Here is a 21,817-nt window from a genome sequence, read left to right on the forward strand (position 1 = left end):
GGTATTGGCGGACACCTGTTTGAATATTTGTGAATTACCCCTCACAACTCCTCCTTTAATCAATGCATTGAAAATGACAAAACAGAAAGCTGTGATCACTGCCATTGGCGGTTACGCTCCAGACTACATTCTCAACAACGAAGAGTTGAGTAAAATGGTTGACACTTCCAACGAATGGATCATGACCAGAGTTGGAATTAAAGAAAGGCATATTCTCAAAGGTGTTGGAAAAGGAACTTCCGATATGGCTGTTGAAGCCATAAAACAAATCTTTGAAAAAACCGGCACAAAACCTGAGGAGATCGATATGGTGATCTGCGCAACCACTACACCCGATCACATTTTCCCGGCCACCGCCAACATCATTTCCGACAAATTAAACATCAGAAACGCGCACAGTTTCGATCTGAACGCCGGCTGTTCGGGATTTCTTTATGCGCTCGACACCGGATCTAAATTCATTGAAACCGGTGCAAAGAAAAAAGTTCTTGTGGTAGGTGCCGATAAAATGAGTTCCATTGTTGACTACACAGACAGAACGACTTGCGTCCTTTTTGGAGATGCAGCAGGTGCAGTCCTTTTGGAACCATCTTCAGACGAGACCGGAATCATTGACAGCATTTTACAGAGTGATGGTTTCGGACGAGCCTACCTTCACATGAAAGCAGGGGGATCGGTTAAACCACCGTCACATGAAACAATCGACAACCGCGAGCATTATGTTTTTCAGGACGGGAAGCATGTTTTCAAACATGCCGTTTCCAATATGGCCGATGTTTCTGTGGAGATGATGAAAAAACATAACATCGCTCCCGAAGAGCTGGCATGGCTAGTTCCCCATCAGGCAAATCTTCGCATTATTGATGCCACAGCTCAACGCATGGGTATTGACAAAAACAAGGTGATGATCAACATCGAAAGATATGGAAATACCACTTCCGCCACCATTCCCATGTGTTTGTACGAATGGGAAAAACAGCTAAAAAAGGGAGACAACATCATCCTGGCAGCTTTTGGAGCCGGATTCACCTGGGGTTCTCTTTACCTGAAATGGGGATATGACACAAATGAAATGTGAAACAGTTCATCATATATGGTAGCAAAGGACCCGCATTAGGTTTCCTAGGCCGGATAAACCAGATTTTATATATCTCGCTGGTATTGTTATTGGGTTTTATTATGCTTTTTAGTGTGGCCATAGGCATTCTTGAGCTACCATTCAAACTAATTTTTTACCCCCTTTCAATGTGGCTTGTGCTTTTGTCGCTCTCAACAGGCTTTAATTTTTATTTGAATAAAGTCATGATCCCAATTGGTATTCTTGAGAGAGAGGCGAAGGCCATGAAAAAGTCTATTGGTGATTACTCCCGCATTTTCAGAGATTCAGATATTGAGAAAATATCCACAAAAAGCCACCTGAAAGGATGGCTTTTTGTGGACTCCAATAAGACCATCATCGTTACCATTTCTACCAAAGCCAAAGAGAATATATCTTTCGTTATCAAAAATAATTCTGAAAACCACCCACAAATTACCTTTGAAGAGATTACAAAATCTATACGTACAATAAAGTAATTGAATTTACATATTGGCTATTGAAATACAAATATTGAAGCGCTGGCGATTTAGTCGGTATTTGATCCATGGTAACAAAGAAATCCGTGCCATCGTGAGAAAACTCGATAACTTAGCGGCTAATTCATCTCTGGCAGATATAAAAACAACGACTTTCAGTTTATTGAGCGAAACTTTATATTGAAATCCATGTATACATATGTGAAATATAATGTAAATTTGCATAACTAAATTTACACATTCACATCTTACCTTTATCGCCCATTAAAGCATTTACCCACATTTGCTAAAAGCCCATTTGTATATACATGTCTTAGCCAATTCATGAATCCGCTTTTCAGCAAAACTGTCATTGAATAGAACTGAAGTATGATTAACTGAGTGTTAGTCACTCACAAAAAAAGATAAAATGAAAAAGTATTTTACATTTGTAATGTTTTTAATGGCCATAATGCTATCTGAGAGCGCCTTATCTCAACGAACTGCCGAAGTTATAAGAGAAGAGGGTGAGCCATGGGTTGCTAAAGTAAATGGGAACCAGGTTTACAGTGGCCTGGATATGATTCTAGCAATTCAAACGGCGATAAACAATTTGACACAAAATCGTACCGAGAAAGAGGTTGTGAATGTTAGGACATCGGGCTCAACCGGTCGCCATAGCTGGAATGGGGATGTAAAAGCAATAAACCTGCCAAGCAACACCATTATAGATTTTCATGATAATACCATGAATGTAAATGACGACGCTCAAGATAATATCATTGTTCCAATCAGAGCAATTCGTGCAAATAACATTGAAGTACGGAACATGAGAATCACAGGGAATCCACGTTACGGCATTTGGATTTTTGGTTCTGAAAATGTGACATTAGAAAATATTCATATTTCAATTCCCCAAGCATACAATATTGGCCTTGGAATCAGAATTCAGGAGCGCGATGCCACATGGTCAAGGAATGTGACAATGGACAACATTTATGTAGAGCACAGCAAACATCACGGAGTTGAAATCTGGAACACTGATGGTTTAAGTATAGGAACTGTAACAACTAAAAATACCGGAGGATGCGGCCTACTATTGAACAGTACACGCAACGCTACCGTACAATTGGTTGATGCTTACCGTGCTAATCATGGCGGAGGATATGCAGGATTGAGGTTTGCCAATAATTGCGGTCCCAATGTGGTTGTAGAAAAAGTCATTGCGAATAGTTGCGGAAGAGGTGTATTCAGCGTATCCGGGAGCCATGGAATAACCATCAACGAAGTTGACATTTACGGCTCCACAAATCAAGGCATTCTAATTGAAGACACAAAAGATTTCACTATTAATGGAGGAGTGGTAAAAAACAGCAGTTCGCAAGGTGTTAGAATTACGTCCCGAAGCAGTACTGAACACCATGCCTCAAGTAATGTGTTGGTTCAGAATCTTCGGGTTTATGATGACAGGACACCTATGGTGCAAAGCTATGGGATTCAGGAAACAACCCCTCGAACCAATAACAACAAAATCCTTAATAATGATTTAAGAAATGGTGGAAGGACTGCTGATTTATCATTTTCCGGTCCGGGAACAATAGCAGAAGGAAATATTTTAACAGGCATGGAGCCTCCAACAACAAAAATCTCAGATTTATTGTCTGATCAAACCATTGCCATTTATCCAAATCCATCGAATGGATCGTTTACTATCCATTCCTCTCATTTGGCGACACATGTTGAATTTAAGATTGAGATATTTGATTTGCAGGGTAGATTAGCGTTTTCTGACAAAAAAACCTTTACCGGAACAATTGATCTAAACACTGAATTAAACAGCGGCGTTTACCTAATCAGGATAAGTAACAATAATGATATCTTCAGTAGTCGATTAATTATAAGTAGATAAGTTTTTTACCCTTAAAGCAATTCATTGCAGTTAATGTGAGGTATGCCGAATAGCACTATACTTTTCATATGCTCTAATAATTTGTTTTTTAGGGAAATTCAGAAGTAAGATGAATTTGCTATAAAATATAAAAGTCGGGATGAAATTCCCGGCTTTTTTATTTAAATAGTTTTTAAATTTGTTGAGTTTTGACCCAAAATCATTGTGATATTTACTTTTTAAAAATACAAACCCCATGCGCCTGTTTTCCGCTCTTCACCTACTGCATGACCATCAAATTCTTCAGCGAAACATCCCCCCCGGCACTGTTAGCTTGTAATATAGCCATATTAAATACCGTTGCTACTGCGAAAAAAATATCTTTTCATATGTTTATAATTTGTTTTTCAGTTGCCACATGAAACTCACCAGATAATCATCCTTACTTCGACTGGGCTCAGTACTTCGCCTGTGTGAGAACTCTTTGACTTCGTCGATCTTGCGATTCTCATGGCTCGTTTCATCATTAAAAAAACTAATGCGACCTTTGACAACCAATTATGAACCAGTTTTAACCTCCTACTCAAACTTTGGTTGATAAAATACTAATACAGGATTGGAAGCATAGGTAAAATCGTCCGGCAATTCAAACTCCATGTAACCCTGATTATCTATAAAAAAATAAGGCTGTGCCAGTGTGATTAAGCTATTTCCATAATGTCCATATGTCCCATAAAATCCTTCCGATTCCCATATATCATTGTTAATGCTATGTGGAATAATCATAATTCTTGTTCTCTCTATGTCATAAAAATAAAAATGGAACATGTTGTCATAGTAAAAATTAAAAAAGACATAACTATCATTCTCAACAAATGACATAACATCATACATTTGATGTGGCATTGGGTAATTGAACATAGTATAGGGCGTTGCATCTAAATATTTTTTGATTTCTGTCTCTGACATTGGTGATTCAAAATTAACAAAGTACTTAGGTAGAAGAAGGTTGTTCGTAAATTGATATATAGTATCATTGAATCTCTGGGTTACGAATACTTCTTCTGATATGGTTCTTGTTAAATGGGTAAAATTGGCTCTATCCATAGTTCCTCTTCTTTTTATCTGCGATGAAACAAAAGCCTCTTTAGATAAACTATAAAAATAATAATGATAACATGCCGTAGGATGGTAAAATAAAATGGTGTCACTATTAAGCATAGTGAAATGATGATACCCCGGATGCACAAAAGGCACATCCTCGCCCCATTTGATATCTATGGATTTATGAAAATTAAGATCTTTATCCAAAACAAAGAATCGCTCAGGAGCAGCAAGGACATACATCTCATCTTCGAAGAATGAAACATCCAATATATCAGTATATTCTTTAGGTCCTCTGCCTATGCTTCTGTATGAGTTTATAAAATTGCCGCTTCTGTCAAAACAAAAAATTGATTTTGATCTAAGCCTATCAAAGATATAAATCCGATCCTGTGTAACAAGAACCTTATCAATCTCTCCTATAATTGACTGATTACTATACTCTAAAAAGACAAGAGAGTCTATGCTAATAACATTTGAAAGGTTCGCATTTAATAGGATGTCTTTTTTGTTTACATCAAAACTGCTTAATGCTGAAATAGACTCTTTTTTTTCCGGTTTACAAGAAAAGAAAATAAGAACTAAAATTAACGGTATATATTTCATTACATGAAATTTAATATGTTGTTTATGAGTTTAGGGAGCTAATTTAAAATTAGCTCCCTCATAAAAAAGCTCTAGTTAAATATTTATCCAGCTTAGTAATGCTTAAGATATCAGATTTTGATTTATTTTAATTCAGTTTAAATGCATTCAGAACTACCTGGGGTGCTACAACCGCTGGCATTTTCTGGGGCATCTTCAACGAAAATACATACAAAACGCATCCCTTTTCTATTACCTTGGCCAGGGAGATCACATTCAGTCTCATCAGTATAAAGCACATATCTACCACTTCCTGAATCTCCATCCTCATCGCCCTGCGCCTGCGCCATCACCAGTATACTGTCCAACGAAACATCCCCGGCACTACTACCCTGTAAAACATTCATATTAAACACAGTTGCCACTGCGAAAAAACCTGTTGGTATTGCGAAAATTATTTTTTCTTCATAAGTAAATAATTTTATAGCTGTTAATTAATCATTTCTGGCATCAATTCGGGTTGGAATGACTCTGAACTATCCTAAACAAAACAACTACATGATGTGGGTGCTTTTTGATTTGATTGACTATTTGAAAAAAATCTTTTTTAATGCTTTCATGTTCTGCACTCCATTTCATATCAGGTATAGCTCGCAAAAAATTAGGAGAATTGAAATCTAAATAGCTAACGAATTTATCCTGATGGATTCCACTATCCATGCCATTAAATATGAATGAAGTAAGGTCATCACTTCGAAATTTCTCAAATCTAACATTTTCGGCAGTAGCATTTTTTACATAGCATGTCCGTAGGGGAACACCAGGTATCTTATTCTCATAAGAGACCCTAAAGGAATGGAATCCATTTACATGAGCGTAATCATAAATCACTTTTGCATTCTCTATTTTCAGAAATTTAGATACTGTATTGCTGCTGATGTTAAACACTTCATTGTTTAGATATACAGAAAACAACACCTCATCATCATTCCCCAAGAAAAACCTCGGCCTAAAGATTGAATCATTTGTTCTACTTATGAGAAAATATTGTTTCAATAAATTTAAGGAATGATCAAACACATTAATTCTTACGGTATTATTTCTGCGGCCTGTTTCATGCTTGCAGATAAAATGCAGACCTTCCGTATTAACCATAAAGTCATCAAAATTAAATGTCAATAATTCTTTGGACAGAAAATCCCCTTGCGCTGTAAATTTGAATAAAAACAATGATTTGTTATCAACAATGTAAATAGTATCCTTATATACTGTAAAATCAGTTATCCAGGCTCGTTCATCATACCGGGTAATATCAATTTTATTTTGTGCTTTACCCTGTAAATCGTAAATAAATAAGTTCGTATTACTAATATCCGTGACATAGATAAGAGCATCACTCATTCTTACTTTTCTAATTGTGTTTACACGGTAACCACGTCGTGATTGCAAGAGCGTAAGGGATTGTATCTCAAAAGTCAAATCGGCTTCGTGGATGATTTTTGTCTCATAGAGATTGATTTTATGATAGGCATCTTCTTTTTCAGAAATGTCAAAATAATGTCGTTCTTGCCCAAAAGCATTAATCAAAACAAAGGAAAGAACAAGGGATAGGCAAAGTGCTTTCATCATTATAGTGTTTTGGTATCACATAATTGTTTCAAAAGTAAATCTTTTAAGCTTGAAATAGTCCGGATAAGACTTGCCACTAATTCTTTAAATTAAATATAAACACAACCGGATTATCCTCAATATTGCCATTCTCAATAACTCCTTTCAGTTGATTATAAAACCCTTCTAACTTATATTCGCTCTCCGAGAATGTTCCGGCTCTATGCACATTACTCATAGATTGAGGCATGACAATTTTATTGTCAATTACCCATCGATGCGAAAACATAAAGAATTGTGAAAGGTTTGAATTTACAGCAATATCAAATATTTGATGAGTTTTCTCATCCTTATCATACACAAAACCGTGATCAAATCCCACTGTTTCAATAGATGTAAAAAAATAGCGTTCAGATTCGCTAACCCAGTCAATATTCACAATTCTATCGTCTTCATTTTCTTCATAAACGAGTTCCGGTCGTCTGGATGGATATTTAGCCCTTTTACCTTTAAAATCGAAAACGTAAGATGGTGAAACAATCCCTTCTTTTGTAATAGAAAAAACAGTGTCGCAACCGGAGTATATCAAAGAGGCTTTATCTTTGCAAATCGAATAAGATGGCCCCATATTCCCAAGAGTAAGCGGTTCTTCATCAAATGATAAGAAAAACTCAAAGTTTTGATTTGAAATATCATCCAGTAGATATAAACGACTATTGCCCCACTCGCACTCATCCCAGTCAGTATATAGATAAAGCTTGTCGTTAAAGAAAAAAATATCATTCGCCCAAATATCTGATTGTAATAATGCTTCAGTAATTAGGTGGCCATCAAAATCGAACTCTAAAAATTTGCGAAGTGCCATATCAAATATCACAATGGTAGAATCACTGGCTCCCATTGCGCTGATCTCCATATATTCACCAGGACCACGGCCGAGTCGGGAAATTTTACTATAAGCACTACCGTCCATGTTAAACAAATAGATCGAACGCGACATTCGGTCAAAGATGATTATTTTGTTATCCTTAATTTCAATCTTTTCAACTCGTCCAATTAAAAAATCTGGAGAGGTCTCCAAAGGAATTATCTGATAAGAAGTATCTGTAATTGTCGCAAAATCAAAATATGGTTTTGATTTGGCGGCATCAAAAACAAATTTTTCAATGGGAGAATTATAGCTGTTACTTTTGTTACAACTCATAACTAGCAAAAGCATAATGGTAATCTGGAATAGTTTTAGGATTTTCATATGTCTATAATTTGTATTTTAAGGTCACATGGAACTCGCCAGATAATCATCCTTACTTCGACTGGGCTCAGTACTTCGCCTGTGTGAGAAAAGCTTTGACTTCGTCGATCTTGCGATTCTCATGGCTCGTTTCATATATTTAAGTTTTTGATTTTCAGTTTCATAAACTACAAAATCGTTTCCCACATTGTAAAATCAGCCTGAATAATGTTTTATTCTGCGATTTTTTGGAGTTTAAATTTCATAATCAAAGCATTACCATCTGGATCAATCGAATGGTTTTCAATAATATGTTGGAATTTATCAACCTCATCAAATAACCAAAATGTTTCAATAACAGCGTAATAGTAATTACTATAGTAAACTTCAGGACTCCTGAAAATGTGCTCATCATTGATGATTGAATTTATTATGACCGATTCTCCTGTGGTTTTTGAAAAAAAACCATGCTTATACTGCATCTTATCAATAACAGAATAGTAGATATAATCGCTTCCTTCAATAAAGTACCGATGAATAATTGAGTAATTCTGAAGATTCTTTATGTACTTTTCTATATTGCAGAGGATTTCAACTGGCATCATCTTATTGTTAAAATCCAAAACATATTCCGGAATAAACTGTTCCTGTTCCTTTCTTAACAAAACACCTTCGAAATAATCAAATAGCTTCAGACTGCCATCTTTAATATACAATGGAGTGTTGAACGTCACCGAATAGTTTGCACCAGTTTCAAATTCCAGATAGCCATCTGTTTTTCCCCCTTCAAAGTTCAATTTAATCAATGAGTATTCGGATGAATAGTTTTCTCCCCTACCTGTGAAGAAATAGATACTTTCGTTATGCATCAATACTCGACAGCTCATTGGGTCTCCCTGATCAATTATCAATTCCTTGATTAACTCTCCTTGTTTATCAAAAACAACAAGTTTCCTGTTAATATCTATCGCCAAAATACGATTAGTGATATCGCAAACGGTAAAGTCAACAAGCTGCTGATACTCCCCGGGCCCTCTACCGAAACCTCCAATTATCTTGATGAAACGTCCGTTGGAGTCAAACTGAAATAACTTCTTTGCATGCTCAACATCCATCACGAAAATATAATCATCGGTTATTATCAGTTTATCAATCTTTCCAATAACTGAATTGGGAGTCCTTTCTAATATGATGTATTCAACATCACTCAGTAAATCAGAAGATAGAGCACTTTCAGAGACATTCGAGAACACCTCTATTCTTTTAATATCACAAATGCCTCCCGCATTCTCTTTGCTTCCAAAATCACACCCAATAAACGTAATCGTGAATAGAAAAATGCATATATTTCTAACTAACCCGAGACGCCCCATGAAGTCCGGGAAGCTAAAAAGCCGGAACATGCCGGTTACAAATGGCTTTGCATCATTCATAAGCAAATCTATATTATTTGGGCATCCCTTCAACTCTTAATACAATTTACAGCATTTTACACTCTTTAGATATGTTAGCTGTGCAAGTAGCAACAACCTGGTATTTCACCTCAACTATCTTAAGCTAGAAAAATCATAACTAACCTATATTGAACCGTTAACAAGACAAACGTTCAATGAAGTTTATATAATGCTAAAAATGCATTACTGCGAGGAGATAAACGCAAGTGTTCAAGTTTTTCTGGAAACTTTTCCTCATCATCTAATAACAACAGTGGTTCAATTACAGTAATAAGCCTGTTCTGGTTATTCCCAACCGCACGCCCAAATATTGCATTGTTTATATCATCATCCGGATATCCAATGCCGACATGAGAAGCTTCATTGAGTTTGTCATAGATGACTGAATACATTTTGTCATTAGAGATAAAAGTAAAATACAAATGGTTCTCGAACTCAAAAAATTGATTGGAATAGTAGGTTGCACCTGTTTTCCTTAAGTTAAAAACAAATGAACTTGCTAATCCATTATACTGCCTGAATTCATTAATAAAATCACAATTTAATGAGCCAAAATCAAGATAGTATTTAGTTCTAAACTCTCCTTTACGATAGTGATAAATATAGTTACTCAAAGGAGAAACTATATTTACCCCTTCTTTATAGGGAGATAAACTGCTTGGCGATGACCCATTCATTACACCCATAAATTCTTTTGGAACCTCAAGATATTTGCTCTTGATGTTTAAGTCTTTGTTTACAACATATACGTTCCACAATTGGGATTCATCTTTATTCATTAGGTCGTTGTAAAGATTCCCGACCCAAAAAATAAAATCATCGTCATTCAACCAGGAAAATTTCAATGCATGTATTGGCAGGTCATTTGAAAACTTGTATTTTCCTTCAGTGCAATAGTAATGCATCTTTTGAACCATTAAATCCATCAAAACAACCTCGTTTTGTTGGTGGTTTATTGTGAAATCGTGTAATCCGACATATTCGCCCGGGCCGCGTCCATGTTTGCCTATGTTGTGCTTAAATCTACCGTCACTGTCAAAAACAGTGATGGCAGGGTTAGAAGGGGTGTGCCTAATAAAATATTCGTTGTTATGGACAATTACTTTTTCAATTGCACCAATTCTTACTCCCCTGGGTGCTCTTAATGTAAGATATTCTACCTCATCAATAAACTTCGACATTTGCACCTTTTCATTATTTGGCTTCAAATGTATTGAGATAAAATCATCAGACACTCTTGAACAATTCGTTCCTGTTAGAAGTAATATAATGGCACCTACATTGATTAAGTAAGGAAACCATGTAAAAGTCAAACCCGAGCGAAGGGTTTTAGCAGAAAAAACATGATTGAAAAGTGAAGACCAACCGGAAACATTTAAAATGTTCCGATATTGATTGGTAAGAAGTCTGTGGGTTAGAGTTGGCATACAGGTTTATGGTATAATTACTGAATCAAATATATAAAAACCAACAAGAAGAACAAAGCCCCGATGAAAATTCATCGGGGCTTTGTTTATTGTTTAACCTATTGGAGAAAAGTCATCAATTAGATAAACTTTATTCCTTTATGGTAGTCCTGTAGGGATTTAACCTGGTAATTTCCATTCTGACGCTCTTTTATTCCGGCGGTGGCAGCTTTAGCTGCTGCCGTGGTGGTAATATAAAGCACATTGTGCTTGATGGCATTTTTCCGAATGTATGAATCATCAAACTCACTCTGTTTTCCCGACGGGGTATTGATAACGAGATTGATTTCATCATTCACAAGCAAATCCACAATATTGGGGCGTCCCTCATGCACTTTCAGGACTTCTTTGGCTTCGATACCATTCTCTTCCAGAAACTTTTTAGTTCCTCGGGTTGCCACAATACCAAATCCCATTTTAACAAAGTCTTGCGCCACATCAACAATCTTGTCTTTATCGTTATCGGCAATGGTTATCAAAACATTTCCATTTACCGGCAACTTAAGTTTGGTAGCCTCCTGAGATTTAAAGAATGCCAACCCAAAAGAATCGGCCATTCCAAGAACTTCTCCCGTGGAACGCATTTCAGGCCCCAACACAGGATCTACATCAGGGAACATATTGAATGGGAAAACAGCTTCTTTTACCCCGAAATGTGAAAACTCAGGCTTTTTCAAGTCAAAATCGCCCAGTTTCTTACCCAGCATAATCTCGGTAGCTATCTTGGCCATTGGGATGTTGCAAATTTTCGAAACCAAAGGCACAGTTCTCGAAGCCCTTGGGTTCGCTTCTAGTATATACACTTCGCCATCATAAATAGCGTATTGAATATTCATCAGACCCACCACTTTCATTTCTATGGCGATTCGTCTGGTGTACTCCTCAATGGTTTTGATTTGATCATCGGTAATCACAACCGGCGGAATGACGCATGCAGAGTCGCCTGAATGGATTCCTGCATACTCAATATGCTGCATAACGGCAGGCACGAAGGCATCTGTTCCGTCTGCAATTGCATCGGCTTCGGCCTCAATGGCGTCCTCAAGAAACTTATCTATAAGCAACGGCCTGTCGGGCGAAACTTCAGCCGCGGCAGCCTTTACATATTGTCTTAGCATCTCCTCATCCAGAACAATCTTCATTCCCCGGCCACCCAATACATAAGATGGACGAACCATAAGCGGATAGCCAATTCTTGAAGCAATCTCAATAGCCTCTTGCTCCGTGCTGGCCATTCCTGAAGGTGGCTGTGGAATGTTCAGTTTCTCCATAATCATACGAAACTGATCGCGATCTTCAGCCAAGTCGATTGTTTCAGGCGACGTTCCAATAATCTTCACGCCGTTTGCCTGTAGTTCAGCAGCAATGTTGAGCGGAGTTTGGCCTCCAAACTGACAAATGACACCATCGGGCTTCTCCTTTTCATAAATGCTGAGAACATCCTCAACTGTTAATGGCTCAAAGTAGAGTTTTCCGGAAGTATCATAATCTGTGGAGACAGTTTCGGGGTTACAGTTCACCATGATGGACTCACATCCGCCATCACGTATGGCAAATGCTGCATGCACGCAGCAGTAATCAAACTCAATCCCTTGTCCGATGCGGTTTGGCCCTCCACCCAACACCATGATTTTCTTTTTGTCGTCCACCTTAACCTGGTTTGGAGCGTTATAGGTTGAGTAGTAATATGCAGCATCCTCTACCCCACTCACCGGGACCGGTTCCCAAGCCTCTTCCATGCCAAGTTTTAAACGACGTTGGCGTATCTCCTTTTCAGGAATATCCAATATTTTCGCCAGATATTTATCAGCAAATCCATCCTTTTTAGCCTGAACAAACAGATCGTCGGGCAGTTGCCCTCCTTTATGAGATAAAATCTGTTCTTCCAGCTCCACCAATTCTTTCATCTGCTCAATGAACCAGGCTTTAATGGCTGTTTTTTCGTGAAGCTGATCCACGGTGGCACCTTTACGCAATGCCTCATACATCACAAACTGCCGCTCACTGGTTGGAAAAGCCAGTCGACTCATCAACTGCTCCAATGTCAATTCATTATAGTTTTTGGCAAAACCCAATCCATATCGTCCGGTTTCAAGGGAGCGGATGGCTTTTTGGAAAGCCTCTTTATAGTTCTTACCAATACTCATCACTTCACCAACGGCCTGCATTTGAGTTCCAAGCTTATCGTTAAGCCCTTCAAATTTTTCGAAGGCCCATTTGGCAAATTTCACAACCACATAATCACCATAAGGCTTATATTTATCGAGGGTGCCTTCTTTCCAGTATGGAAGTTCATCAAGCGTAAGTCCACAAGCCAGCATGGCGGAAATCAAAGCAATGGGGAAACCCGTTGCTTTTGAAGCAAGAGCCGACGAACGGCTGGTGCGGGGATTGATTTCAATCACCACCACACGCCCGGTTTTGGGGTCGTGTGCCCATTGAACGTTAGTTCCTCCAATGACTCCTACACTTTCCACAATCCTATAGGAATACTCCTGCAGCTTTTCCTGCACTTCTTTCGATATGGTTAACATGGGAGCCGTACAGAAAGAATCTCCGGTATGAACACCTACTGCATCCACATTTTCGATGAAACAGATGGTGATCATCTTTCCGCTATGATCGCGCACAACTTCCAATTCCAGCTCCTCCCATCCCAAAACCGATTCTTCCACCAGAATCTGGTTGATCATACTGGCGGCAATTCCCCTGGCAGCAATCACTCTAAGTTCTTCAACGTTGTAAACAAGCCCGCCACCGGTACCTCCCATGGTGTAGGCAGGACGAATAACAACCGGGTATCCAAGATCTTCAGCAATTTTCTCAGCATCTTCAACCGTGGTTACGGCCTGGCTTCTGGCCATTTCAATGCCAAGTTCCTCCATCGATTTCTTAAATTCAATGCGATCCTCACCTTTTTCAATGGCTTTAAGATTTACCCCAATTACTTCAACATTGTACTTATCTAATATTCCTTTATTAGCTAAATCAAGGGAGAGATTCAAAGCCGTTTGTCCTCCGAGATTTGGAAGAAGCGCATCGGGACGCTCTTTTTTAATAATTTCAGTTACAGCATATTCGTTCAATGGCTCGATGTAGGTATAATCGGCCATTTCCGGATCGGTCATGATGGTGGCCGGATTGGAATTAACCAATACAATTTCGTAGCCTAATGATCTTAATGCTTTACATGCTTGAGTTCCTGAGTAGTCGAATTCGCAAGCCTGACCAATTACAATGGGTCCTGAACCAATGATCAGAATTTTGTGGATGTCGTCCCGTTTTGGCATTTTAAAGTAGTATTTAAACTGTTATTAAAAGGGATTCTGAAGCGGATTACCAAAATATATAGAATTGCCAAGGCAATTCCACCTTAATAAATTCTGTTTATTTCACTCCAAAACGGATGCAAAAATAACAAAAATCATTTGATAATTAACAATCTGAAAGTATGTTTAATGGAAAATGAGAGAGTTTTTTCTCAAAACATTTTGTTTTGTAAAGGTTTTCATTCCACCGACCCCTTCGGTAGAACGAAATTGAGATTTAAACTTTCACTATTCGCCTCAATTTGCGGTCCCACATCCGGATTATTTAGTTCGACCTTCCCTACCCCTTAAGTGAGGTGTGGAAACAGGATAGCTCGTAGTCCAGATTAGGGGCATTAGCCCTGCTATCTTAATGCTACTAAATAGAATAGAATTCACATTTATCAGCAACGTCTATTTTTCAAACTGTCACCAAATTTTAGATTTTTCTTTAGTTTTATGTGTCTAAGATTTGTATTACCAGGTCTCGATTTATCGGGATAGAACTCGTCCCGAAGCCTCGAGCCTCGTTTCAGGGCTACGCCCCTGAAATAAGCTCAAGTGCTGTGGAGATGCCTGAAGACAAATTTGAGACATTGATCGTATTGGATTGGTGGTGTTTCCGTTGAACTAATTACTTAACCCTCCGACTGAATTCAAATATCTGGTACTGCACAAACATCGGTCGGTTTACAAGACCAATATTGGCTCCGCGTGTTCGGACGAAATAGACTTTATCATTAAAATCATCCACTATAAAACTCTCACCGCTGGTGAGCGGAAAATCTTTTTTTGACTCTCCGGGACTACCCTTTACACCTACTACCGTTCTGATTCCGTTGCCACGCTCTCGCCCTGTTATATTCATTGGTTCAACATAAAAAGGAAGATCTTCGTAATGGGCTTTATATTGATCGTAAAACAACTGAGACTCGCCAAAACCAATGGATGCCGTAAAAACAGGATTTATTTGCAAATCGTAAGTCACTTCCATGTATCTTTCCAATCGCAGGTCGTTAAAAAGATTCAACTCTTCAAGATTGTTTTTCAGAATTGAGCCCAACACCAATGAATCGCTTGCCATTACCGAGAAATTATTGTCCAGACCTTTTAAATCAAGGTTAAGACGCCCCACGTAAACTGTATCGTTGGCCATCAAACGGTTGTTGCTGGCAAGTCGAAAACCGGAGACATCCAATCTTCCCATTGCATTTCCCGAATGACTATAAACGGTGAGGTTATTGCCAAGCATCAATTGGTTGTTCTCGTTAATTTGTTGCTCTGAAAGCTGCCAATTGATGATAAAAGCGCTTCCAATAAGTGCTGCAATACTTCCGCTCAGCTTTACGGGTCCCATGTTGAAATTGGAGTTCTCAATGCCACCTAAAAAATAAAATACCAGTGTTGAGATGGCCATAGCGATGAGCAACGAAGGAACAATGGGTGGGAAATTCAGGAATACCAGGAGAACACCTCCAAATAGTCCAAATCCTAATGTAACTGAAATAATAATCTTCTCAAATTTGGTAATGTTTTCCATTTAGTTTTGGGTTTTTTGATAAAATCTAAAATCAATCCATATTAACAAAAGTAATGTTTTGGTTCTAATTCTCACTCTTTTTGACCTGTTACTATTTCATTAAAAAATGGAGTTTGTGGGTGTAATGCGTCAAAAATAAACAACAAACCAAATATTCCGAATACCAAACTTTGAATCATCTCTCCAACAGTCAGGAAGTCTAAAGAATAAGACAAAAAGGCTACTACTACAGCATTTGCGATTAAAAAATAAATTGCCTTACGTTGCCGGGAATAAACTATAAATAATACGAATTCAATAAAACTGAACAAAATAAGAAATGATAACATGGCTCTATCCTGAGTATAAGGGAAAAGTCGAACAAAGGCAAAAACAGATACGACAACTCCGATTAGTCGCATAACAATCAAAAAGTTTCTGACATTGTCTCGTTCGTCCCTCAAGTATGATTCACGGTAACGTTTACTGTTTTCCATCCTAATCTGATGATCTTCATTTTTCTTAGTATTGGTAATGAAATACAAAAGGAAAATGTTTATTACGGGAATCATTAAAAACAAATAGTACCAGGAGGTGATTCTGTTATGTTGATGTAACCATTTCTTTGAAATGGTTACAGTTTGCAAACCGCTTAGAACAGCTGCTGAAAGCAAAAACAACATCATATAAAGAGGATAGAATAGAGGCATTTCATACTCCAAGTAATCATCAAAACGCCCCACCACTCTATTAAATGCCCAAACCACAAAAAACAGAAATGAATAATTGAGACAAAACCCAACTAAAAACTCCTTTTGGGACAATAATTTTGTTTTAAAAGTACGCCGATTGGCTTTAAACAGCTCTATAAAGCCTGAATTATCAAAAAAGAATAAATAATAAAAAAGAAATGAGAAGCACAAAATGTAAACAAACAGATTGATTAATTGCGCAAACCAAAATCCCTGAAAACGATAAAAAACAGAGACCACCAAATCCATATTGATTCCAGTATTGGTCATGAGATAAAACATCCCAATGCCCAGCAAATACTTTATTAAATAGTTAGACTTGTATCCCAATAAAAACGATCTGGCAATTAATAGCAACCCGAAATTATTGATTAGAGGATTGAGATAGATCTCGATTTCTATTGGGATTTGACTAATTAAAAATCGAAAAAGTAGAACCACTGCCACCACTCCGGAGAGATAAAAAATTTCTCTGAATTTTTTATCATAAATAAATTCCCATACAAACAACAAGAACAAAAAGAAAAAAGTCTCAATGTGTCTTAAAAATGGATATTTATGTATAATTTGAAGTTCTCTGAAATCACCAGTTGAAATCACCGGATTTAACCAGCTAAACAACATCCCACTTAGAAGCACCAAAATAGCTGGCAGAAATACAAATTGAAGTTTTTTAAAATTGGGTAGGTAAATCATATCTTCATCATAGTTTATTCATAAATAAGCCGGAATCCCACAGGCACCTGCAAATGATCAGAATCATACATGTTAATATAAAGAATAACGGGCTCTTCTATCCCATCATAAGACAATTCATACATATCAAGTAACCCGGTATCACCAAATGTTCCATTTTGAGTCTTAAACATACAACAGCTACCAAGTCTTCTATAGCTCACAAACTGTCCTTCCGGCCCTGCAAGCGCATTTAAAAATCTTCGCTGATTCAATACCCGATCCACTCCTCCTCCGGTCATTATTGGATTCTCTTTTGTATAGCCGTAAGAAGGGTCTTCGCTGTACTGCGAAATGAGGAGAACATAATCATTTAAAAGAACCTGTTCAACATTGGGCGATTTATAATCAAGTTCCTTTTTTGTACTACATGATATTAGACATCCGGAAATGATGAAGTAAAGAGCAAGTTTATTCATTTAGGTAGAGATAAAATTATGATTTATAAAAATAGTTTTTTTATTCAAATTCATGAAGTAATAGTAAACTATTATTCCATCTCGCTTAACTTAATCCCATACTTACCAGGGGATAAGCATCAAAACAAGATTATATCCTTACAGTGATACATCCCTCATAACACTACCACTTGCAGCTATGCGCCAAACCTTATAATCCTTTCCTAGCATTTCTAAAAAGGATTGTGTAAAAAAAATAGAATTAATTAAGTATGACAAAAAAATAGGTGATAAATCAAAGGTATATACAAATTCATTTGTAATATTGCTGATTCAAATAGAGCATTTTCTTCTACCATATATTTTCATTAATAATGAAAACTTTAACCAGGGAGGTCTCCAACTCAAAAGAGTTTAGGTTGTTTATAGAGTTTCCGAATAAACTCTATAAACAGAGCGATTTCTATGTGTCACCGTTGATTTCGAATGAAAAAAAGACGCTTTCGCCAAAACACAATTCCGACTTTAATCACTGTGATGTGAAACTATGGCTTGCCTGGCAAAACAATCAGGTTGTTGGAAGGGTGGCCGGTATCATTGACCATAAATTTATTGCAAAAACAGGCAAAAAACATGTTCGCTTTGGTTGGTTTGATTTTATTGACCAACCAGAAGTAGCTAACGAACTGCTTAAATCCGTTGAGGCTTGGGGTACTAAAAAAGGGATGACTAACATACATGGCCCCTACGGACTTTCTCAGTTTGACCCGTCAGGAATTCTAATTGAAGGATTTAACGAATTACCGACCTCATTCGGGAAATACAACTTCCCTTATTACGCAACAACAATGGAAGCATTGGGTTATCAAAAAGAGATAGATTGGTTGGAATTCCGCGTAATGGTACCGGAGAAAGTTCCCGATAAGTATTTTAAAATTGCAGAAATTGTTGAGTCTCGTTACAACCTATCAAGTGTTACAATTAAAAAGAAAAAGGATCTGCATCGATATGCCGATGAGTTGTTTGCATTGATGAACAAGGTGTATGGCGAATTATACAGCCATTTTGAACTGACACCGGAAAAAATTAAAGAGCTTCAAAATGGATTTATCCCCATGCTAAATCCTGATTTCGTTTCGATTGTTGTCAATTCAACCGGGAAAATAGTTGGTTTTGGCATTTGCCTGCCATCGCTGGCAAAAGCCATTCAAAAATCGAAAGGGCGGCTGTTCCCATTTGGGTTTTTAAGAATCCTTTATGCATTAAAATACAATGACACCATTGACACCCTGCTGATTGCCATTGATGGTAATTATAAAGAAAAGGGTGTAAATGCTCTGATTTTCCGGGACATCGGCCAATCCATCATCAACCACAAAATCAAGTTTGTTGAGACAACTCGTGAGCTGGAAGGAAATCTGGACGTACAAAACCTATGGAATAAATTTGAATACAGGCAGCACAAAAAAGCACGGTGCTACATCAAAGATTTATAATTCTCATTTTTACCCACTTAACACAATAATTATGATTAAAAAGTTTTTTGCAATTGCTGTTTTTATTTTAGCAGGCATGACAGCAATCGGACAAGAGGGTTGCGATTACAGCAAAACTCTTAAAAAGATGTTTGAAGTTTCAGGTACTGAAGCGTCATATCAAACCGCCATCAAACAAATGATATCGATGTTTAAACATCAGTATCCTAATGTTGGAACAAAGGTTTGGACGGAACTTGAAAAAGAATTCCTGAAAACTTCAATGGATGAGTTAACAGAAATGCTGGTTCCTGTCTATTCTAAATATATGTCCATCGCAGATTTACAGGACATCATTAAGTTCTATGAATCGCCGGCTGGTTTAAAATTTGCCGAAAGCACACCTCTGATTATGGAGGAATCGATGCAAATTGGACAAGCATGGGGAATGAAACTCGGTCAGGAGTTTACGAAGAGAATGGAAGAAAAAGGGTATTAACACAAAAAATAAAGAGAAAGGAGGCTGTTATAAAAGTCAAATAATATTAATCAATCCTTACAATTTGCAAGCAACCTCTCTTTCTCCCCTCCAAACCTCCCCCAAGCGGGAGGCTTAAAGTCGCCTATTAGATTGAGGAGTGAATTGTTAATCTAATATTTACGATCTGAAAGACAAGGGTTATTAAGATTAATTATAAGACAGACTCTTTCTCTAATTCCATCATATGGGAAATGAATTGAATGTTTCCAATACCACCTCCGTAATCCTCTTCTTACTGGCGTATAAAATTCCCTTGTGGTTCATATAAGTTGATTCAGGTCTGTTTAACTCAAGTGGCACACCAAACATATCGCAGGAAATCGCTCCGGCCTCATTAAAAATACAAGCCGATGCTGCGTAATCCCAAAAACTGCCTCCACCCTCTTCATCCTTAGGAAACTTAAAATAACAGGCATTAGCGTGCTGTAAAACCATACAAGCATTCATGGCTCCTCCGGCTGTGGTGTGCAGTTCAACTCTCTTACATCCGGTAGATTGATGCTGCTCTTCAAATTTCTTTACTACGTCGGGAAAAAATTTCTGTTCTGCAAAACTCCTGTCTGAGTAAAGATGCAACACCTCATCATTATTCTCAGGAATCACAATTTTGTTGTGATTAAAAAAGGCTCCTCCATCGAAATATGCATGATAAAGGTTTTGTTTTAAAGGATCGTACACCACACCTACTACCGGCACTCCATCTTTCCTTACCAGAGCGATGGACACAGAATATCCATGCTGTTGGTTAATAAATGGGAGCGTCCCATCCAGCGGATCAATGCACCAGAAATAATCCTTTTGGAGGCGGCTCCCGTTGTCGGGACTCTCCTCGGCCAAAAAGCCGAGGTCAAATGCTTCAAGGGTTGGCTCCAAAACCTGTGAAACTATATTCTGGCTTTCCATATCAACCTCGGTAAAAACCTGAGATGCCAAGCTATCGCCCGAAGCTTTTGTTCCAACATTTAACTTTCTGTTGACCTGTTTTGATATGTAAGTTCCTGCCTGGTAAGCAGCTGATATGGCATTTTGTTTCAATAACCAAAGTTGCTCTGTTGATAGTTCCATGTTTTCGTTCCTTTTGAATTTGAATTAATCCTTTTGCCGATAGAGCCACTTTCTACCTGTTCTCCAAATCTTGTATAACCCTCCTGGTCATTTTTTCACTGTAACTGTTTATTTTCCAATGCCCGGGACTCCATCCTTTCAGGAAACGATGAAAATCGGCCCAGGCGTAAGGGTACATCTCCCGCCACTCTTGTTCCAGTTTATCGAAATTAACACCTTGTTGACTTCCGGAGATGGCATCTTTAAGATGTTGAAAATAGATATTGAGAAGTTGAACTTCGTACTTTTCACAATCCTCTTCATATAAACAACTGCCAATAAAGTACGCCACATCTTTCATGCCGCAACCACCACCAACATACTGAAAGTCCACGGCAGCAACTTTTTTCATGTCATCAGAAAAACAGAAATTTGCAAGTTTGGCATCACCATGCACCAACGTCTTATGTTTAGTATGGTTTAAAACACGGTCAATGCCGGGAGCTGCCTGTTTCAGGTTCTTGTCCGTGAGTAACTTCAATTCATCGGGACGGGTATCCAAATGCCAATATGTACCAATTGGCCATAATCCAACAGGCTCACTATGCATATAAATGGCATGAAAATGGGCAAGCCAGCTCAAACAAATCTCCATCCGCTCCAACGCAAGAGCTTTAGCTCTTGCTGGAAAACCCGTGCTGTTCAAATCCTCCAACACAATCAGGATTTCATTCCCTTGCTGTGCCACGCCCAGGCAAGCTGGTGCGTAACAATTATTCGTACAACGGTTTCTCCAGTTCTTGTACCATTCTATTTCAACCTGATAAGAATGTAATTTTCTTTGGTGCGAAACAGAGGTATTCCAACCCCGCGGATGGTTCATCTCTTCGGGATATGAAATGTGTTTTACAACTAAGGATGAGCAATTACCTCCTTTAAAAAAAAATCTCTGGATGCGGCCATAGCCGCTCCAGAGTGACTGAATATCTTCAACCTTTACAATAAGTTCTGTTCCGGCAATCCTGATTATTTCTTCCTTAAAGTAGCTGTTCACGGTAAAATGTGTGTTTCTGATAAAATATCGGCAAAATTACAATTTGCCTGCTAATTAAGGAAATATTACTTTTACTCTTTCTAATTTCAGAATCTCAATCA

General features: G+C 37.9%; 17 protein-coding genes. 5 read left to right on the forward strand and 12 right to left on the reverse strand.

Features of this window, described 5'->3' with window-relative positions:
* Window positions 1-73: 73 nt before the first annotated feature.
* The 3 genes from EV194_RS08020 to EV194_RS08030 all read left to right on the forward strand — a co-directional run bounded on the left by EV194_RS08020 (window position 74) and on the right by EV194_RS08030 (window position 3,463).
* Entirely contained in the window at window positions 74-1,078 is a 1,005-nt protein-coding gene (locus tag EV194_RS08020; RefSeq protein WP_132433528.1) for a beta-ketoacyl-ACP synthase III, read from the forward strand.
* Window positions 1,075-1,575, forward strand: coding sequence for a hypothetical protein (locus tag EV194_RS08025; RefSeq protein WP_132433529.1), 501 nt, complete (start codon window positions 1,075-1,077; stop codon window positions 1,573-1,575). The genes EV194_RS08020 and EV194_RS08025 overlap by 4 nt, the downstream gene beginning before the upstream one ends.
* Before the next feature lie 409 nt (window positions 1,576-1,984).
* Window positions 1,985-3,463, forward strand: a complete 1,479-nt coding sequence (locus EV194_RS08030; RefSeq protein WP_132433530.1) for a right-handed parallel beta-helix repeat-containing protein — start codon at window positions 1,985-1,987, stop codon at window positions 3,461-3,463.
* 558 nt (window positions 3,464-4,021) lie between these two features.
* Here EV194_RS08030 and EV194_RS08035 read toward each other — a convergent pair.
* The 10 genes from EV194_RS08035 to EV194_RS08080 form a co-directional block, all read right to left on the reverse strand.
* On the reverse strand, window positions 4,022-5,152 hold the full coding sequence (locus tag EV194_RS08035; RefSeq protein WP_132433531.1) for a 6-bladed beta-propeller: 1,131 nt from the start codon (window positions 5,150-5,152) through the stop codon (window positions 4,022-4,024).
* A gap of 137 nt (window positions 5,153-5,289) precedes the next feature.
* A complete protein-coding gene (locus tag EV194_RS08040) occupies window positions 5,290-5,556 on the reverse strand; it encodes a hypothetical protein (RefSeq protein WP_132433532.1) in 267 nt (88 codons plus the stop codon).
* An 85-nt stretch (window positions 5,557-5,641) separates the two neighbouring features.
* A complete protein-coding gene (locus EV194_RS08045) occupies window positions 5,642-6,760 on the reverse strand; it encodes a 6-bladed beta-propeller (protein WP_132433533.1) in 1,119 nt (372 codons plus the stop codon).
* A 76-nt stretch (window positions 6,761-6,836) separates the two neighbouring features.
* The gene (locus tag EV194_RS08050) at window positions 6,837-7,991 is read right to left on the reverse strand and encodes a 6-bladed beta-propeller (RefSeq protein WP_132433534.1); all 1,155 of its coding nucleotides are present in this window, start codon (window positions 7,989-7,991) and stop codon (window positions 6,837-6,839) included.
* Window positions 7,992-8,203: 212 nt separating this feature from the next.
* Complete coding sequence (locus tag EV194_RS08055; protein ID WP_132433535.1) at window positions 8,204-9,403, reverse strand: 6-bladed beta-propeller; 1,200 nt, start codon at window positions 9,401-9,403, stop codon at window positions 8,204-8,206.
* A 173-nt stretch (window positions 9,404-9,576) separates the two neighbouring features.
* Window positions 9,577-10,851: a 6-bladed beta-propeller gene (locus EV194_RS08060; protein WP_132433536.1), complete on the reverse strand. Its 1,275-nt coding sequence runs from the start codon at window positions 10,849-10,851 to the stop codon at window positions 9,577-9,579.
* Window positions 10,852-10,970: 119 nt separating this feature from the next.
* A complete protein-coding gene (gene carB, locus EV194_RS08065; RefSeq protein WP_132433537.1) occupies window positions 10,971-14,180 on the reverse strand; it encodes a carbamoyl-phosphate synthase large subunit in 3,210 nt (1,069 codons plus the stop codon).
* A 652-nt stretch (window positions 14,181-14,832) separates the two neighbouring features.
* Complete coding sequence (locus EV194_RS08070) at window positions 14,833-15,738, reverse strand: hypothetical protein (protein WP_132433538.1); 906 nt, start codon at window positions 15,736-15,738, stop codon at window positions 14,833-14,835.
* A 71-nt stretch (window positions 15,739-15,809) separates the two neighbouring features.
* Window positions 15,810-17,165 carry a 7TM diverse intracellular signaling domain-containing protein gene (locus EV194_RS08075; protein ID WP_132433539.1) on the reverse strand — a complete coding sequence of 452 codons (1,356 nt, stop codon included), beginning with the start codon at window positions 17,163-17,165 and terminating at the stop codon, window positions 15,810-15,812.
* A gap of 14 nt (window positions 17,166-17,179) precedes the next feature.
* Window positions 17,180-17,623 carry a 2-dehydro-3-deoxyphosphooctonate aldolase gene (locus tag EV194_RS08080; protein ID WP_132433540.1) on the reverse strand — a complete coding sequence of 148 codons (444 nt, stop codon included), beginning with the start codon at window positions 17,621-17,623 and terminating at the stop codon, window positions 17,180-17,182.
* A 353-nt stretch (window positions 17,624-17,976) separates the two neighbouring features.
* Here EV194_RS08080 and EV194_RS08085 point away from each other — a divergent pair, with 353 nt between their 5' ends.
* Together EV194_RS08085 and EV194_RS08090 are read left to right on the forward strand one after the other, a co-directional pair.
* On the forward strand, window positions 17,977-19,098 hold the full coding sequence (locus EV194_RS08085) for a hypothetical protein (protein WP_132433541.1): 1,122 nt from the start codon (window positions 17,977-17,979) through the stop codon (window positions 19,096-19,098).
* Window positions 19,099-19,129: 31 nt separating this feature from the next.
* Window positions 19,130-19,576 (forward strand): DUF2059 domain-containing protein, encoded by a 447-nt coding sequence (locus tag EV194_RS08090; protein WP_132433542.1) that lies wholly within the window; start codon window positions 19,130-19,132, stop codon window positions 19,574-19,576.
* A gap of 222 nt (window positions 19,577-19,798) precedes the next feature.
* Here EV194_RS08090 and EV194_RS08095 read toward each other — a convergent pair whose 3' ends face one another.
* Together EV194_RS08095 and EV194_RS08100 are read right to left on the reverse strand one after the other, a co-directional pair.
* Window positions 19,799-20,683 carry a 3'(2'),5'-bisphosphate nucleotidase CysQ family protein gene (locus EV194_RS08095; protein WP_132433543.1) on the reverse strand — a complete coding sequence of 295 codons (885 nt, stop codon included), beginning with the start codon at window positions 20,681-20,683 and terminating at the stop codon, window positions 19,799-19,801.
* A 52-nt stretch (window positions 20,684-20,735) separates the two neighbouring features.
* Window positions 20,736-21,716, reverse strand: coding sequence for an oxidoreductase family protein (locus EV194_RS08100; RefSeq protein ID WP_132433544.1), 981 nt, complete (start codon window positions 21,714-21,716; stop codon window positions 20,736-20,738).
* Between the last annotated feature and the right edge of the window lie 101 nt (window positions 21,717-21,817).

Origin of the sequence: Natronoflexus pectinivorans, from assembly GCF_004345615.1 — a bacterium.
Lineage (GTDB): Bacteria > Bacteroidota > Bacteroidia > Bacteroidales > Marinilabiliaceae > Natronoflexus > Natronoflexus pectinivorans.

What these genes read in the sequence shown, in the direction of transcription:
- EV194_RS08020 (WP_132433528.1), top strand. Translation starts at nt 74, where the DNA reads ATGACAAAACAGAAAGCTGTGATCACTGCCATTGGCGGTTACGCTCCA.
- EV194_RS08030 (WP_132433530.1), top strand. Translation starts at nt 1,985, where the DNA reads ATGAAAAAGTATTTTACATTTGTAATGTTTTTAATGGCCATAATGCTA.
- EV194_RS08035 (WP_132433531.1), bottom strand. Translation starts at nt 5,152, where the DNA reads ATGAAATATATACCGTTAATTTTAGTTCTTATTTTCTTTTCTTGTAAA.
- EV194_RS08045 (WP_132433533.1), bottom strand. Translation starts at nt 6,760, where the DNA reads ATGATGAAAGCACTTTGCCTATCCCTTGTTCTTTCCTTTGTTTTGATT.
- EV194_RS08050 (WP_132433534.1), bottom strand. Translation starts at nt 7,991, where the DNA reads ATGAAAATCCTAAAACTATTCCAGATTACCATTATGCTTTTGCTAGTT.
- EV194_RS08055 (WP_132433535.1), bottom strand. Translation starts at nt 9,403, where the DNA reads ATGAATGATGCAAAGCCATTTGTAACCGGCATGTTCCGGCTTTTTAGC.
- EV194_RS08060 (WP_132433536.1), bottom strand. Translation starts at nt 10,851, where the DNA reads ATGCCAACTCTAACCCACAGACTTCTTACCAATCAATATCGGAACATT.
- carB (WP_132433537.1), bottom strand. Translation starts at nt 14,180, where the DNA reads ATGCCAAAACGGGACGACATCCACAAAATTCTGATCATTGGTTCAGGA.
- EV194_RS08070 (WP_132433538.1), bottom strand. Translation starts at nt 15,738, where the DNA reads ATGGAAAACATTACCAAATTTGAGAAGATTATTATTTCAGTTACATTA.
- EV194_RS08075 (WP_132433539.1), bottom strand. Translation starts at nt 17,165, where the DNA reads ATGATTTACCTACCCAATTTTAAAAAACTTCAATTTGTATTTCTGCCA.
- EV194_RS08080 (WP_132433540.1), bottom strand. Translation starts at nt 17,623, where the DNA reads ATGAATAAACTTGCTCTTTACTTCATCATTTCCGGATGTCTAATATCA.
- EV194_RS08085 (WP_132433541.1), top strand. Translation starts at nt 17,977, where the DNA reads ATGAAAACTTTAACCAGGGAGGTCTCCAACTCAAAAGAGTTTAGGTTG.
- EV194_RS08090 (WP_132433542.1), top strand. Translation starts at nt 19,130, where the DNA reads ATGATTAAAAAGTTTTTTGCAATTGCTGTTTTTATTTTAGCAGGCATG.
- EV194_RS08095 (WP_132433543.1), bottom strand. Translation starts at nt 20,683, where the DNA reads ATGGAACTATCAACAGAGCAACTTTGGTTATTGAAACAAAATGCCATA.